This is a genomic window from Micromonospora sp. WMMD967 (assembly GCF_029626165.1).
In the GTDB taxonomy this organism is placed as follows: domain Bacteria; phylum Actinomycetota; class Actinomycetes; order Mycobacteriales; family Micromonosporaceae; genus Micromonospora; species Micromonospora taraxaci.
The window spans coordinates 82,332-96,349 of sequence record NZ_JARUBK010000001.1 but is presented as its reverse complement, the minus strand read 5'-3'; the positions used below and the strand labels follow the sequence as shown (position 1 = coordinate 96,349).

General features: G+C 71.8%; 15 protein-coding genes. 7 read left to right on the top strand and 8 right to left on the bottom strand.

The window, feature by feature from the left end; all coding sequences use genetic code 11:
* The first annotated feature begins 184 nt into the window (after positions 1 to 184).
* Positions 185 to 1,498, top strand: coding sequence for a DEAD/DEAH box helicase (locus tag O7631_RS00480; protein ID WP_278142540.1), 1,314 nt, complete (start codon positions 185 to 187; stop codon positions 1,496 to 1,498).
* A 323-nt stretch (positions 1,499 to 1,821) separates the two neighbouring features.
* Positions 1,822 to 2,022 carry a hypothetical protein gene (locus tag O7631_RS00475; RefSeq protein ID WP_278142539.1) on the top strand — a complete coding sequence of 67 codons (201 nt, stop codon included), beginning with the start codon at positions 1,822 to 1,824 and terminating at the stop codon, positions 2,020 to 2,022.
* Between the two features lie 107 nt (positions 2,023 to 2,129).
* Here the strand turns inward: O7631_RS00475 and O7631_RS00470 are convergent, their stop codons facing one another.
* Genes O7631_RS00470 through O7631_RS00455 form a run of 4 tightly spaced genes read right to left on the bottom strand, consistent with a single transcriptional unit; the run spans position 2,130 to position 5,279 of the window.
* On the bottom strand, positions 2,130 to 2,558 hold the full coding sequence (locus O7631_RS00470; RefSeq protein ID WP_278142538.1) for an Rrf2 family transcriptional regulator: 429 nt from the start codon (positions 2,556 to 2,558) through the stop codon (positions 2,130 to 2,132).
* A gap of 3 nt (positions 2,559 to 2,561) precedes the next feature.
* Entirely contained in the window at positions 2,562 to 3,446 is an 885-nt protein-coding gene (locus O7631_RS00465; protein WP_278142537.1) for an ABC transporter permease, read from the bottom strand.
* The gene (locus tag O7631_RS00460; RefSeq protein WP_278142536.1) at positions 3,436 to 4,215 is read right to left on the bottom strand and encodes an ABC transporter ATP-binding protein; all 780 of its coding nucleotides are present in this window, start codon (positions 4,213 to 4,215) and stop codon (positions 3,436 to 3,438) included. Before O7631_RS00460 ends, O7631_RS00465 begins: the two co-directional genes overlap by 11 nt.
* Positions 4,212 to 5,279, bottom strand: a complete 1,068-nt coding sequence (locus O7631_RS00455) for an ABC transporter substrate-binding protein (protein ID WP_278142535.1) — start codon at positions 5,277 to 5,279, stop codon at positions 4,212 to 4,214. Before O7631_RS00455 ends, O7631_RS00460 begins: the two co-directional genes overlap by 4 nt.
* A gap of 174 nt (positions 5,280 to 5,453) precedes the next feature.
* Here O7631_RS00455 and O7631_RS00450 point away from each other — a divergent pair, with 174 nt between their 5' ends.
* The 4 genes from O7631_RS00450 to nudC are packed head-to-tail and all read left to right on the top strand — an operon-like array spanning position 5,454 to position 10,221.
* Positions 5,454 to 6,569, top strand: coding sequence for an LLM class flavin-dependent oxidoreductase (locus O7631_RS00450; protein ID WP_278142534.1), 1,116 nt, complete (start codon positions 5,454 to 5,456; stop codon positions 6,567 to 6,569).
* 10 nt (positions 6,570 to 6,579) lie between these two features.
* The gene (locus O7631_RS00445) at positions 6,580 to 7,887 is read left to right on the top strand and encodes a pitrilysin family protein (protein ID WP_278142533.1); all 1,308 of its coding nucleotides are present in this window, start codon (positions 6,580 to 6,582) and stop codon (positions 7,885 to 7,887) included.
* On the top strand, positions 7,884 to 9,224 hold the full coding sequence (locus tag O7631_RS00440; protein ID WP_278142532.1) for a pitrilysin family protein: 1,341 nt from the start codon (positions 7,884 to 7,886) through the stop codon (positions 9,222 to 9,224). Before O7631_RS00445 ends, O7631_RS00440 begins: the two co-directional genes overlap by 4 nt.
* A gap of 37 nt (positions 9,225 to 9,261) precedes the next feature.
* Entirely contained in the window at positions 9,262 to 10,221 is a 960-nt protein-coding gene (nudC, locus tag O7631_RS00435; RefSeq protein ID WP_278142531.1) for an NAD(+) diphosphatase, read from the top strand.
* Positions 10,222 to 10,348: 127 nt separating this feature from the next.
* Here nudC and O7631_RS00430 read toward each other — a convergent pair whose 3' ends face one another.
* The 3 genes from O7631_RS00430 to O7631_RS00420 all read right to left on the bottom strand — a co-directional run bounded on the left by O7631_RS00430 (position 10,349) and on the right by O7631_RS00420 (position 12,132).
* A complete protein-coding gene (locus O7631_RS00430; RefSeq protein WP_278142530.1) occupies positions 10,349 to 10,624 on the bottom strand; it encodes a hypothetical protein in 276 nt (91 codons plus the stop codon).
* 213 nt (positions 10,625 to 10,837) lie between these two features.
* The gene (locus O7631_RS00425) at positions 10,838 to 11,077 is read right to left on the bottom strand and encodes a DUF397 domain-containing protein (RefSeq protein ID WP_269682461.1); all 240 of its coding nucleotides are present in this window, start codon (positions 11,075 to 11,077) and stop codon (positions 10,838 to 10,840) included.
* Positions 11,078 to 11,151: 74 nt separating this feature from the next.
* Positions 11,152 to 12,132, bottom strand: a complete 981-nt coding sequence (locus tag O7631_RS00420; RefSeq protein ID WP_278142529.1) for a helix-turn-helix transcriptional regulator — start codon at positions 12,130 to 12,132, stop codon at positions 11,152 to 11,154.
* 216 nt (positions 12,133 to 12,348) lie between these two features.
* Here O7631_RS00420 and O7631_RS00415 point away from each other — a divergent pair, with 216 nt between their 5' ends.
* Complete coding sequence (locus O7631_RS00415) at positions 12,349 to 13,635, top strand: MFS transporter (RefSeq protein ID WP_278142528.1); 1,287 nt, start codon at positions 12,349 to 12,351, stop codon at positions 13,633 to 13,635.
* Between the two features lie 67 nt (positions 13,636 to 13,702).
* Here the strand turns inward: O7631_RS00415 and O7631_RS00410 are convergent, their stop codons facing one another.
* A complete protein-coding gene (locus O7631_RS00410; RefSeq protein WP_088991393.1) occupies positions 13,703 to 13,945 on the bottom strand; it encodes a mycoredoxin in 243 nt (80 codons plus the stop codon).
* Positions 13,946 to 14,018 lie beyond the last annotated feature (73 nt).

The following is a 14,018-nucleotide window of genomic DNA, read 5'->3' as shown; positions in this document are numbered from 1 at the left end:
TGTGACGGTGACGGGACCGGCCCGCCTCGCCGCCGCCTGCCAACGCAGGCGGCGGCCCGGTGGCGGGCCGGCCCGTACTCCAATCGGTTCGTGCTTGTGAGTCCTGGCTGCCTTGCTGCCGCCGGTGACAGCGCCGACGTCGGCGCCCTCCCTCGACACGTGCCGCGTCGAGGAAGGCTTCCGCATGACCACAGTTATTCCTTCTTTCGCACATACCGGCCTGGCTCCGGGGTTGCTCACCGCGTTGACCGCGCAGGGCATCACCGAGCCGTTCCCGATCCAGTCGGCGACGCTGCCCGACTCGCTCGCCGGCCGGGACGTGCTGGGCCGGGGTCGTACCGGCTCCGGCAAGACCCTCGCCTTCGGGCTTCCGCTGCTGTCGCGCACCGCCGGCCGTAAGGCCCGTCCGGGCCGCCCGCTCGCCCTGGTGCTGGTACCGACCCGCGAACTGGCCCAGCAGGTCACCACTGCGCTCGCCCCGTACTCGCGGGCCGTCGGGCTGCGGTGCGCCACAGTCGTCGGCGGGCTGTCGCTGCAGCGGCAGGCGGACGCCCTGCGTGCTGGCGCCGAGGTTGTCGTCGCCACCCCCGGCCGGCTGCACGACCTGATCAACCGCGGCGACGCCCGGCTCGACCAGGTCGAGATCACCGTGCTGGACGAGGCCGACCAGATGGCCGACATGGGTTTCCTGCCGCAGGTCACCAAGCTGTTGGAGCAGGTCGCGCCGCAGGGGCAGCGGATGCTCTTCTCGGCCACCCTGGACGGTGGCGTCGACCGGCTGGTCCGTCGCTTTCTGAGCAACCCGGTCACCCACTCGGTCGACCCGGGCACCGCCACCGTCACCGCGATGACCCACCACGTGCTGCACGTCGACGCGCTGGACAAGCCCGACGCGTTGACCAGGATCGCCGCCCGCGAGGGCCGCACCATCCTGTTCATGGGCACCAAGCACCGCGCCGACCGCCTGGCCCGCCAGTTGCTGTCCAAGGGTGTGCGCGCGGCCGCGCTGCACGGCGGCAAGTCGCAGCCGCAGCGCACCCGGATCCTGGAGCAGTTCCGCAACGGCCAGGTGACCGCACTGGTCGCTACCGACGTGGCGGCCCGGGGCATCCACGTGGACGGCCTGGACATGGTGGTCAACGTGGACCCGCCGACCGAGGCGAAGGACTACCTGCACCGGGGCGGTCGTACCGCCCGGGCCGGTGAGTCCGGCACTGTGGTCACCCTGGTCCTGCCCGAGCAGCGCCGGGACGTGTCCCGGTTGATGGCCACCGCCGGCATCCGGCCCGAGTCGGTCCAGGTGCGCGCCGACGGCGAGGCGTTGGCCCGGGTGACCGGTGCCCGCGAGCCGTCCGGTGTGCCGGTGACCATCGCCGCCCCGCCGGCACCGGCCGCCCGGGGGCGTGGCAACGGTGGTACGCCCACCGACGGCGCGCCCCGCCCGGCGCACCGGGCGTCGGGCCGGTCCCGCCGCCCGCGCCGTCCCCGTACCGTCTGATCTTCTGCGCCTCGACCGACCCGCCCCGCTTCGGCTGGGCGGGTCGGTTTTGTTTGTCGGACCGCCCAGTGGTCGACGGACGGCGCTGTGGTCCCGGTGCGTCGCGGCCCGGGGTGGGTCTCCGTGTCGACGGGGGTCGGAGGCTGCGCGGACGACGGTCAGTGGGGACGATGCGGTGGCCGATCGGCCGCGCCGTCCGACCGCTCGTCTGAGTCGGTAATCAGCCTCGCCTTGGTCGGCTGGCCGACTGTGTCCCGGCTGAGGGTGGTCGAGGCTGACCACCGGGGGATGTCGGGCGGGGGGCCCGGCAGGGAGGGGTGACCATGGCGGGCGAAGCCGGCTCGGGTGCACTGCGGGAACTGATCCTGGTGGTCGCGGTGGCGCTCGCCGGGCTGCTGCTCGCCATGGTTGCGGCCTTCGCGCCCTGGCACGCCACCTCGGCGGGTAACGCTCCCGCGGGTCTGGTGGAGCTGCGCGGCCCCGGTGACCAGGGCGTCGGTCCGGCTGTCGCACACGTGGGTTGAGCAGCGACCGGCCGACCGGCGCCGGCGGAGGGGCAGGCCCGGTCAGGATCGGTACGAGGTGTGGTCGGGTCGGCGGGGCACCGACCCGACCACACCGCCTCCCTGGCTCACGAGGTCGTGGGAGCGTGGGTGAGCAGGTCCGCCAGGCTGGTGCTGTCGACCACTGTGGCGATCGCCCCGTGCACCGCCAACCAGACGTCGGTCAGGCCGGCGGCCACCCCGTGGTAGCCGGCGCGCTCGGCCGGCAGGCCGCGCACCGTGGTGAGCGAGCCGCCGACCGCCCGTAACACGTCCCCGACCGTGATCTCGTCCGGCGGACGGGTCAACGCGTACCCGCCGTCGGCGCCGCGATGGCTGTGCAGCAGCCCGGCCCGGCGCAGGTCGAGCAGGATGCCCTGAAGGAAGCTGAGCGGGATGTCCTGCGCCTCGGCCAGGCTGGCCGCCTTCGCCAGCTCACCATGCTCGCCGTCGCCGCCACCACTGGCGACGGCGAGCATCGCCCGGAGCGCGTAGTCGCTGCGCGCGGAGACGTACACGGGTCAGTTGCCCGCCTGGTCGAGCACGCCCCAGCGTCGCCGGATCGCCTTGTCGGCCGCGCCGAAGGCGGCGTCCACGCCGAGACCGAGCACCAGGATGACGATCATCGTGGAGAGCAGCCAGGGCGCGTCGGACAACTCTCTGGAGTAGGTCAGCTGTGCGCCGAGGGAGGTCTGCGAGATGCCGACCACGATCAGCTCGCCGGCCATCAGGCTGCGCCAGGAGAACGCCCACCCCTGCTTCAGTCCGGCGACGATTGCCGGCAGGGCGGCCGGGGCGATGACGTACCGGTACAGGTTGAGCCCTCGGGCGCCCAGGTTGCGACCGGCGCGCAGCAGCAGCGGCGGCACGTAGTCCACACCGGAGATCACCCCGTTGGCGATGGACGGAGCGGCACCGAGCACCACCACGAAGAAGATCGCCTTCTCGCTCAGCTCGAACAGCAGGATGGCCAGCGGGAACCAGGCGATCGACGGCATGGTCTGCAACGCCGTGATCATCGAGCCGATGGCGGCGCGGAGCACCTTCGACCGGGCCACCGCCAATCCCAGCAGCAGGCCGACCGCGACCGAGAAGACGTAGCCGACGGCAGCCCGGCGCAGGGTGGTGAGCAGACCCTCCCAGAGCTGCGGGCCCTGGGCCTGGGCGACCAGCTCACGGCCGACCTCCAGGGGCCCGGGCAGGGAGTACGGCGGCTTCCAGCCCGACCAGACCACCAACTGCCAGGCCGCGATGGCGATGGCCAGCGCCGCCAACTTCGGCCAGGTGGCCGCCCAGATCCGGGCGCCTCGGGTGACCTCCGCGTCCCGCCCGGCGATCTCCAGCGCGTCCAGGCCGGAGATCTGCGCGTCGGTACGCGCGGCACTGGTCAGCGTGTCATTGGCCATGGCGGCCCACCTCCGTACGGAGCCGCTCGGTGACCTCGGCGGCGATGGCGGCGACCTCGGGGGAGTCGATCCGTCGGGGGCGCGGGATGTCCACCTTCGTGGAGTAGATGATCCGGCCGGGGCGGCTGGAGAGCAGGATGATGCGGTCGGCCAGTCGGGCGGCCTCGCGGACGTTGTGCGTCACGAAGAGCACCGAGAGCTTGCGTTCGGACCAGATGCGTTCCAGCTCGTCGTGCAGGATGTCCCGGGTCATCGCGTCCAACGCGCCGAACGGCTCGTCCATCAGCAGCACCGGGGTGTCCAGGGCCAGGGTGCGGGCCAGCGCGACGCGTTGGCGCATTCCGCCGGAGAGCTCGTGGGGGCGCTTGCGGCCGAAGTCGGCCAGGTGCACCGTACGCAGCAGTTCGGCGACCCGCTCGCGTCGCTCGGCCCGGGGCAGCCGGCGCAGCTTCAGCGGCACCTCCACGTTGCCGTCGACGGTCAGCCAGGGAAACAGCGCCGGTTCCTGGAACATCAGCCCCGGGTTGGTGTCACCGTCGAGCGTGATCTGCCCGCCGCTGGGCCGGTCCAGCCCGGCGACCAGGTTCAGCAGGGTGCTCTTGCCGCAGCCGGAGGCGCCGACCAGGCAGACGAACTCGCCGGGCGCGACGTCCAGCGACACACCGTCGAGGGCCAGGACGGCGTTCGCCCCGCGCCCGTACACCTTGGTCACGCCGGAGAGCGCGACCGCTGTGGTCGCGCTCTGCGGCGTCGTCGTGGTCGACGTCATGGTTGGACGACCTCGGGCTTGCCGGCGGCCTTGAGCGCGTTGTTCAGGTACTTCAGGTCGTACAGGCCGTCGAGGTCGACCGGCTCGGTCAGCTTGACGTCGACGGCGTGGTCGAGGCCGGCCTTGAGCGAGGTCGCGATCGGGTCGTTGGTGAACTCCAACGTCGGCCACGCCTGCTGGATGAGCTTCAGGTCCAGCGGCTTGCCGGTGATCTTCCCGATCGCGTCGGAGATGGCCTGCTGGGCCTCCTCCGGCTTGCTGTTGACGAACTCGTTCGCGGCGACCTGGCCGTCGACCAGCTTCTGCACGACGTCCGGGTGCGCCTTGAGGAACTTCGTGCTGACCAGCAGGTTGGTGATGACGAACTTCTTGTCCGGCCACAGGTCGCGCTCGTCCACGAGCACCTTGCCTCCGGCGTTGACCAGCCGGGAGACGAACGGCTCGGGCACCCAGGCACCGTCGATGGCGCCGCTGTTGAACGTCTCGACCGTCTGGGCGTTCTCCTGCGGCACGATCTTGACGTCGCCGCCACCCTCCTTCGTGGTGGTCAGCCCCTGCTGCTTGAGCCAGTAGCGGATCGCCACGTCCTGGGTGTTGCCCAGCTGCGGGGTGGCGATCTTCTTGCCCTTCAGGTCCTGCACGCCGCTGATGGCGGGCTTGACCACCAGGGCCACGCCGCCGGAGGCCGCGCCGGAGACGACCCGGACGGCCTCGCCCTTGGACTTGGAGAAGGCGTTCACCGTTGGGTTCGGACCGATGTAGGTGGCGTCCAGCGCGCCGGAGAAGACGGCCTCGATGGCGGCCGGTCCGGCGTTGAAGGTCTTCGGGTCCAGCTTGACGTTCGCGCCGAGCTTCTCGGCGAAGATCCCCTTTTCCACGCCGACGACCGCCGGCGCGTGGGTGATGTTGGGGAAGTAGCCGAGGCGCAGCGTCACCGGGCCGGAGCTTCCGCTCGCGCCCTTGCTGTCGTCGTCGCCGCACGCGGCGGTGCTGCCCAGGGTCGCCGCGCCGACCACGGCGAGGGTGGCCAGCGTGACCATCCGGCGCAGGGGGGACCGTCTCATCGTCCGTCCAATCCGCAGTATTCCTACTTAGTTGGTAGGAAGACTGGGCCAGGCTGCGGTCAGCGTCAAGACCCATCCACATGGCGGGATTCCGCGTCTCAGTTATGTCGGTATTTCCTACCAGATTGCTAGGGTCTCCTGCACTCGGGGATCGACCAGAGAGGCAACTACGCGATGACCTTCCACTGGTTCCTGCCCACCTCCGGCGACGGCGACCAGGTCGGCGCCGCCACCGTCACCGCAGGCGCCGCCCGACACGACCGGGCCGCCACAGTGGCCTACCTCGCCGAGGTCGGCCGGGCCGCCGAGACCCACGGATTCACCGCCGTGCTCACGCCCGTCGGCGCCGGCTGCCCCGACCCGTGGATCGTCTGCGCGGCGGTCGCCCAGCACACCGAGCGGCTCGGCATGCTGGTCGCCGTCCGCGCCGGCTTCGCGCTGCCCACCCTGATCGCCCAGCAGGCCGAGGCGTTCCAGGCCGTCTCCGGAGGCCGGCTGTCGCTCAACATCGTGACCGGCGGCGACCCGACCGAGCAGCGGGCGTACGGCGACTTCCTCGGACACGACGACCGCTACGCCCGCACCGGCGAGTTCATCGAGGTGCTCCGCCGCGCCTGGGCTGGTCGGCCCTTCGACTACGCCGGAAGCCACTACCGCGTCGACGGTGGTGGCCTGGCCACCCCGCTCGCCGAGACGCCCCCGGTCTACTTCGGTGGCGCGTCCCCAGCGGCCGAGACGGTGGCCGCCCGACAGGCCGACGTGTACCTGATGTGGGGCGAGCCGCCGGCGGCCATCGCGGCCCGGACCGCCCGGATCAGGGCGCTCGCCGCCGAGCACGGCCGCACACCGCGCACCGGCCTGCGGCTGCACGTCATCGCCCGGCCCACCAGCGCCGAGGCGTGGGCCGAGGCCGACCGGCTGCTGGCCGGGATGAGCCCGGAGCGGATCGCCGCCGCCCAGGCTCGGTTCCGCCGGATGGACTCGGTGGGCCAGGCCCGGATGGCCGCGCTCAACGCCGGCCGCACCGACGGGCTCACCGTCGCGCCCAACCTCTGGGCCGGCGTCGGCCTGGTCCGCGAGGGCGCCGGCACCGCGCTGGTCGGCAGCTACGCCGAGGTGGCGGCCCGGATCGACGAGTACGCGTCGCTCGGCGTCGACGAGTTCGTCCTCTCCGGCTGGCCGCACCGCGAGGAGGCCGAGCGGGTCGGCGCCGAGGTTCTGCCGCTGGTCACCGCTTCGGTCGCGGCGGCTCCGGGTAGGTCGCAGGTGGTGGGGGTGCCGACGCGCTAGGGTCGATCCCGTGGCGCGGAGATCCAGAATTCCAGCGACGAAATATCCGGTCGAGCGGTTCACCCTCGACAACGGCCTGCGGGTGGTTCTCACCCCTGATCGCAGTGCCCCGGTGATCGGGGTGGCGGTGGTCTACGACGTCGGCATCCGTTCCGAGCCGGAGGGCCGCACCGGCTTCGCCCACCTGTTCGAGCACCTGATGTTCCAGGGCTCGGAAAACCTGGAGAAGCTGGCCCACTTCCGGCACGTGCAGGGTGCCGGCGGCACCTTCAACGGCTCCACCCACCTGGACTACACCGACTACTTCGAGACGCTGCCGAGCAACGCGCTGGAACGTGCGCTGTTCCTGGAGGCGGACCGGATGCGTGGCCCCCGGCTGACCGAGGAGAACCTGCGCAACCAGGTCGACGTGGTCAAGGAGGAGATCCGGGTCAACGTCCTCAACCGGCCGTACGGCGGCTTCCCCTGGCTGACCCTCCCGCCGGTCATGTTCGACACGTTCCCGAACGCGCACGACGGCTACGGCTCCTTCGACGACCTGGAATCGGCGACCGTCGCCGACGCCGCGGACTTCTTCCGCCGCTACTACGCCAGCGGCAACGCCGTCCTGGCCGTCAGCGGCGACATCGACGTGGCCGAGGCGACCGAACTGGTCACCAGGCACTTCGGGGACGTGCCGGCCCGGCTGGCGCCGCAACGACCCGACTTCACCGAGCCCGACCTGACCACGGAGCGGCGCACCTCGTACACCGATGCCCTCGCCCCGCTGCCGGCGGTGGCCGGCGCCTGGCGTGTGCCCGACCCGATCAGCGACTTCGCCGGCTACCTGCCGTACGTGGTGCTGGCCGAGGTGCTCACCGACGGCGACGCCTCGCGGCTGGTCGAACGACTCGTGCAGCGCGACCGCATGGTGACCAGCCTCGGTGGATACCTCGGCTTCATGGGCGACCCGTTCGACGTCCGTGACCCCACCGCCCTGCTGTTGCAGGCGCACCTGCCGCCCGGAGGCGACGTGGACAAGGTGCTGCGCACCATCGACGAGGAGCTGGACCGGCTGGCCACCGACGGGCTGACCGACGGTGAGCTGGACCGCACCCAGGCCCGCATGGCGACGCACCTGTTGCGCGACACCGACGCGGTGCTCGGCCGCGCGCTGCGGATGGCCGTGCTGGAACAGCAGCGCGGCGAACCGGGCCTGCTCAACGAGTTGCCACGGTTGGTCGGTGAGGTCACCGAGGAGCAGGTCCGGGCCGCCGCGGCCACCCTGCGGCCGGAGCGTCGCGCCGCGATCGAGGTCATTCCCGGAGGTGCCCGATGACCGGGACCGTCGCCGCCGCGCCGCGCACGCTGCCCCCGCTGGGGCCGACCCGCAAGCTCAAGGTGCCCAAGCAGGCCGAGCGCACGCTGCGCAACGGCCTCACCGTGATCGCCGTACGCCGGCCCGCCGTGCCCCTGGTCGAGATGCGGCTCTGGGTGCCGTTCGGGCGGGTCCACCTGGCCCGGGGCGCGATGCTCTCGCAGACGATGCTCTCCGGCACCGAGTCGATGACGAGCGTGCAGCTTGCCGCCGAGTTGCAGAAGGTGGGTGGCGGGCTGTCCGCGGGCGTCGACCCGGACCGGTTGATGCTCTCCGGCGCCGGGCTGGTCACCGGCCTGGACCGGATGCTGGAGCTGCTGGCCGACGTGCTGACCAGCGCCAACTACCCGAGCGACGAGGTCGCCACCGAACGGGACCGACTTGTCGACCGGATCCAGGTGGCGCAGAGTCAGCCCGCTCACCTGGCCCGGGAGGCGCTGCTGAAGCGGGTCTACGGCCGGCACCCGTACGCGACGCAGACCCCGGAACCGGGGCAGATCCGGGCCGTCCGACCGGCGGCGCTGCGCACCCTGCACGCGGAGCGGGTCCATCCGGCCGGCGCGCAGTTGGTGCTGGTCGGCGACGTGCAGCCGGAGAAGGCGCTGGACGCGGCCGAGCGGGCGCTCGGCGGCTGGGCCGGCGCCGGGCGGATCGCCGAACTTCCGCCCACCCCACCGTTGGAGCCGGGGCCCCTGCTGCTGGTCGACCGGCCCGGTTCGGTGCAGTCCTCACTGCGGATCGCGCTCCCGGCGGTGTCCCGCACCGACCCCGACCACGCCGCGCTGCAACTGGCCAACCTGATCTTCGGCGGCTACTTCTCCTCCCGCTGGGTGGAGAACATCCGCGAGGACAAGGGCTACACGTACGGCCCGCACTCGAGCATCGAGCACTCCGTGGCGGGGTCGGTGCTGGTCGCCTCCGCCGAGGTGGCCACCGAGGTCACCGGCCCGGCCCTGCTGGAGACCACGTACGAGTTGGGTCGCCTGGCGTCACTGCCGCCGAAGCCCGAGGAGTTGGAGCAGGCGCGCCAGTACGCCCTGGGCACCCTCCAGCTCGGCATGTCCACCCAGGCCGGGTTGGCGGCGCTGACCAGCGCGTACGCGGGCAACGGGCTGCGCCTGGACTTCCTCGCCGAGTACGCGGCGAGGTTGGCGAAGGCGAGCATCGACGACGTCGCGCGGGTGGGCGCGAGGTACCTGGCACCGGCCCGGGCGGCGGTGGTGGTGCTCGGTGACGCGGAGCGGGTGACCCCGGGTCTGGCCGCGCTGACCACTGTCCACACCGAGCCGGCAGCGTGAGCGAGCGACCGGTGGGGCCCGGCAGCGGAGCGTCGGCGTGAGCGGGGAGGCGTCCCCGCCGTTGGCGCGATCCACGCTGGATCGGGCGGCACACCGGCGGGGTGACGCGCAGTGGCTGACCGAGGCATGGCTGCGTGCACGGGTGTTGCTGCTCGACTCGACCGCCGACGGTCGGACGCTGGCCCGCACCGACGCGTCGCCTCCGGCGCTGGTGCTGTTCGGTGCGGCCGACGTGCCGGCCGGGTCCGAGTCGACGGCGATGTTCCTCGGTGTCGAGCCGGACGGGGTGCCGGTCTTCGCTGTCGACGCCCCGCTGCCGGCGGTACCGGGGACCCGGGCGGTCAACCTGCGCGAGGTGGGTCACCTGCTGGCCGACCGCGAGGCGGGCATCTTCACCACCGCGTTGGCGCTGCTCAACTGGCACACCCGGCACGGCTACTCGACGAGCACCGGGGCGCCGACCGCGATGGACGAGGCCGGTTGGTCCCGGGTGGACCGCAACGGTGGGCGGATCTGGCCGCGTACCGACCCGGCGATGATCGTCCTGGTGCACGACGGCGTGACCGGCCCGGACGGGCGTTGTCTGCTCGGCAACAACGCGAGTTGGCCGGGCACTCCCGGCGGCCGGCGCTACTCCTGCCTGGCCGGTTATGTCGAGCCGGGCGAGTCGGCCGAGGCCGCCGTCCTGCGCGAGGTCCGCGAGGAGGTGGGCATCGAGGTCGAGCACATCGGGTACGTGGGCAGCCAGGCTTGGCCGTTCCCGGGCTCGCTGATGCTGGGTTTCCTGGCCACCGCCGACCCTGATGATCCGGTGCGGGTCGACCCGTCCGAGATCGCGTACGCGAGGTGGTTCTCGCGTCGCGAGATCGGGGCGGCCCTGGCCGGGAAGACGGTGGACGTGGGCGACGGTGCGCAGTTGATCCTGCCGCCACCGTCGTCGATCGCGTTGTTCCTCATCCACCGCTGGCTGGACGGTTGGGTGGACGCCGACAGGTGAGGCGCGGTCCCGACCCGTGGCCGCCGTTGCCGCGACGGTCACGGGCCGGGAACACGTGCCGTCGTGGTCGGTGGGTGCGAGAAACGCGGCGGGGGAGCCGGTCCGACCATGACGGACGTCTGTCGAATCAGGTGCCGGTGGGCCCCGGTCTGTGTCGGAAGGCGGCTCGGGGTTCGGCCAGCGGCAGAACCTTGACCCGTTGCTTACCGGCGCGGACCGCGCCGACCGTGGCGAGGGCGCGGGCCAGCAGGAGCGCGGCGTCCCGGTCCTCGGCGTGCACGGTCTGCCGTCGCGGCTCGGGCGTGGTCGTCTCGTCGCGAAGTCGGTGGCCGTCTGCCCAGGCAGCGGCGATGTCCCCGTCGGCGACGGTGCGGATGTCGGTGCGAACGATCAGGAACCGCATGAGGGTCTCCGGATGAACCGCGACGAATGAGTTTGTGTGGAAGTTCCACGTACCCGAGGGCCATGTTACGCCCCGTGTTCGTCCCAGCAACTGAAACGCGCCTATCAGTTCCGAGCGTCGTCCGATCGGCGGATGCTGCTCAGCGGGGTCGGTGGGCCGGTACGACGACGGGGCCGCCGGCAGCACGCCGACGGCCCCGTACCAGTCACCGGATCAGTTCAGATCGAACTGTCCCTTCTTCGCACCGCTGATGAAACCGAGCCATCCCGCGCGGTTGAACAGCAGCACCGGACCGCCTCGGTCCTTGCTGTCCCGCAGCGCGACGGCCGACGGGCCGGTGCCGAGCGGGGCGACCTCCACGCAGTTGGAGGTCTGGCTGCGCGTGCTGGTACGCCACGGGGCATCCGCCAACGAGTGGGCGGTGACGGACGGCGTGTTGTGGATGTCGTTCATGGTTCTGCTCCTGATGTGAAGCGATCCGATGGGACGAGTGGTGCCGCACGTCCCGACGGAGGGTCCCCCGTGGATCACCGGTCCGTCAGCCGCCCCGAATCCCGGCGGCGTTGGGTCGGCGCCGTTGCCGGCCCGAACGCCACTGTGGATGGGGGCACCGCCTCGGTCAGCCGTCCCGTCGCCTCGATCAGCCAGGAGAGGGTGTCCGAGGCGTTTAGTGCCGCCGTGCATAGCCACTCGAACACCACTTTATAGCGATTTAGCGTGATTGCCTCGGTCGACATGACATCAGTGAAGCCACCTTCGATCGCGAGCGTCTCCGGATCGAGGGGATCGGCGAACCGGTAGACCGAGAACGCGGTCGGCGGGAGGTACCAGTTGCCGATCTGGGTGTCCCGCAGCAGCACGTGCAGCGTGACGTTCGGCAGCAGGGCCAACTCGCAGAGCTGGAGCAACTGCTCGTGCAGCACCTCGGGTGGCCCGGCGCGGCGGCCGAGGGCCGCCTCCTCCAGCACTGCCGTGTAACGAGGCGCGTGCGGCTCACGGGTCAGCAGCGACTGGCGGGCCAGCCGTGCCTGCACCTCGGTGTCCGGCTCGTCGTCGGGCTCCGGTTCGCCGGCACCCTCGCCCACCTGCCGGGCCGAGACGATCCGGACCTGGGCATAGCCCGGGGTCTGCAGCAGGCCGGGCACCAGCGTCGGGTTGTACTCGCAGATCTCCGCGCAGCCCGCCTCCAACTCGGCCCAGCTGCGCTGCTGCTGCGTCATCACCGGGAAGTTCTTCAGCCAGCCGCGCATGTCGCCGGCCTCGCTGGTGATGCCGAGCAACTCGTCGTGCACGGCCTGGTCGGCGCCGTAGAGATCAAGCAGGTCGCCGACGTCCTGCGGGTCCGGTCGGCTGCGGCCATTCTCCAGTCGCGACAATTTGGATGCGGAGGCCCAACCGATACGCTCGATTACCTGGTCACCGGTGAGGCCTGCGGCTTCCCGCAGGCGACGCAACTCGACGCCCAACCGGCGACGACGCAGGATCGGGCTGGGTGCGGCAGGAGGCACAGTGTCCTCTTTCCCGTCGACCGCCGCAGACGCGACGGTAACTGTATGAAATTCGCCCCCCACGGTCAGTATGGACGGCGCGGCCGACGTCGGAGGTTCCCGGCGGGGGCGTGTCTTACGAAAATCGGACCACGGGAATGCCAGACGACGACGGACCCGCGGTCGCGGCCCGTCGACCTCGCCCACAGTGGGCACGCCATCCCGCCGGAGGGACCCATGCGCACCGTCCTGCGCCGACCCGACTTCCGCCTGCTCTTCGGTGGCCTGCTGGCCAGCATGACCGCCGAGTCGATCCTGCTGCTCGCGCTCGCCATCTGGGTCAAGGATCTGACCGGTTCGAACGGGCTGGCCGGCGCGACCATCTTCGCGGTCATCGCGCCGATGATGCTGGCGCCGCTGATCGGCTGGTTCGTCGACAGGTACCCGCGCCGGCCGTTCTTCGTGGCCGCGAACGTGGTCACCGCCGCCCTGCTCACCCCCCTGTTCACCGTCCGGGACGCGGGGGACGTCTGGGTCGTCTACCTGGTGGCCGCCCTGTACGGACTGTCGTCCATCACGCTCGGCGCGGCACTCAGCGGCCTCATCCGGGAGCTGGTGCCGGTCGAGCTGCTGGCCGAGGCGAACGGCCTGTTGCAGACCGTACGCCAGGGGATGCGGCTGATCGGCCCGCTGGCCGGCGCGGCGCTCTACGCGGCGCTCGGCGGGTGGGCGTTGGCCGGGATCGGGGTCGTCGGATTTCTGACCGCCGCGGTGGTGGTCACCGCGCTGCCCGCTCCACGGCAGGTGCCGCCGACCGTACGGCTGCGCTGGCCGGCCGAGCTGGGCGCCGGTCTGCGGCACCTGGCCGGCGAGCCGGCCCTGCGCCGGGCCCTGCTCGGGTACGGGCTGGGCTCACTGGTGATGGGCTTCAGCGAGTCGCTCATCTTCGCCTACGTCGACCAGGGGCTGAACCGGGACGCCGCGTTCGTCGGCGTGCTGGTCACCGTGCAGGGCGTGGGAGGGCTGCTCGGTGGGCTCTGCTCACCGGCGCTGATCCGCAGGCTCGGCGAGGTCGGCACGCTGGCCGCCGGGGTCGCCTTCTTCTCCCCGGCCGCGCTGGCGCTCGCGTACCCCGATATCCGGCTCGGATTCGCGGCCGTGCTGCTGGCCGGCGTCTCGATCCCGCTGACGATGGTCGGGCTGCACACACTGATCCAGCGTCGGACCCCGCCCACGCTTGTCGGCCGGGTCGCCGCGGCCACCCAGGCGGTGGTCAGCGGGCCGCAGGCCATCTCCATCGGAGCGGGCGCACTGCTGGTCGGGTTCCTGGACTACCGGGTGCTGTTCGCGCTGGTCGGGCTGGCCACCCTGGTCGCCGGCACCTACCTCTGGCGGGGCCGGCACCTGAGCACCCCGACCGGCAGCCGCCGACCGGAGCCGACCCGTCCGGTGCTCCCGGCGCCCCGCCGTCCGGCCGAGGACGCCGCCGGTCGATCCGGTGCCCACCGGCCCTCGCCACGCTGACCCGTCCGGGCACACCACGAGCGGCCGCCCCGGGGAGGGGGCGGCCGCTCGTCGATGGCCGGACCGGTCAGGCGGAGAGGGACTCGAGGTGCTGCTTGACCTGGTTGATCGAGGGATTCGTCAGGGCGCTGCCGTCGTCGAAGCGCAGGGTCGGCACCGTCTGGTTGCCGCCGTTGACGCTCATCACGAACTCCGCGGCCTTCGGGTCCTGCTCGATGTCGACCACCTCGTAACCGATGCCCTCCCGGTCGAGCTGCGACTTCAGCCGGTGGCAGTAGCCGCACCAGGGGGTGGAATACATCGTCAACATCGTCGGATCCTCCAACTCCTCCGGCCGCGGCTTGCCGATCAAGCCGAGGCTGTTCGCTGCAACGCTGCGGGTA

Coding starts and splice junctions, on each gene's coding strand:
- O7631_RS00480 (WP_278142540.1), top strand. CDS start 185: ATGACCACAGTTATTCCTTCTTTCGCACATACCGGCCTGGCTCCGGGG.
- O7631_RS00475 (WP_278142539.1), top strand. CDS start 1,822: ATGGCGGGCGAAGCCGGCTCGGGTGCACTGCGGGAACTGATCCTGGTG.
- O7631_RS00465 (WP_278142537.1), bottom strand. CDS start 3,446: ATGGCCAATGACACGCTGACCAGTGCCGCGCGTACCGACGCGCAGATC.
- O7631_RS00460 (WP_278142536.1), bottom strand. CDS start 4,215: ATGACGTCGACCACGACGACGCCGCAGAGCGCGACCACAGCGGTCGCG.
- O7631_RS00455 (WP_278142535.1), bottom strand. CDS start 5,279: ATGAGACGGTCCCCCCTGCGCCGGATGGTCACGCTGGCCACCCTCGCC.
- O7631_RS00450 (WP_278142534.1), top strand. CDS start 5,454: ATGACCTTCCACTGGTTCCTGCCCACCTCCGGCGACGGCGACCAGGTC.
- O7631_RS00440 (WP_278142532.1), top strand. CDS start 7,884: ATGACCGGGACCGTCGCCGCCGCGCCGCGCACGCTGCCCCCGCTGGGG.
- O7631_RS00430 (WP_278142530.1), bottom strand. CDS start 10,624: ATGCGGTTCCTGATCGTTCGCACCGACATCCGCACCGTCGCCGACGGG.
- O7631_RS00425 (WP_269682461.1), bottom strand. CDS start 11,077: ATGAACGACATCCACAACACGCCGTCCGTCACCGCCCACTCGTTGGCG.
- O7631_RS00415 (WP_278142528.1), top strand. CDS start 12,349: ATGCGCACCGTCCTGCGCCGACCCGACTTCCGCCTGCTCTTCGGTGGC.
- O7631_RS00410 (WP_088991393.1), bottom strand. CDS start 13,945: ATGTTGACGATGTATTCCACCCCCTGGTGCGGCTACTGCCACCGGCTG.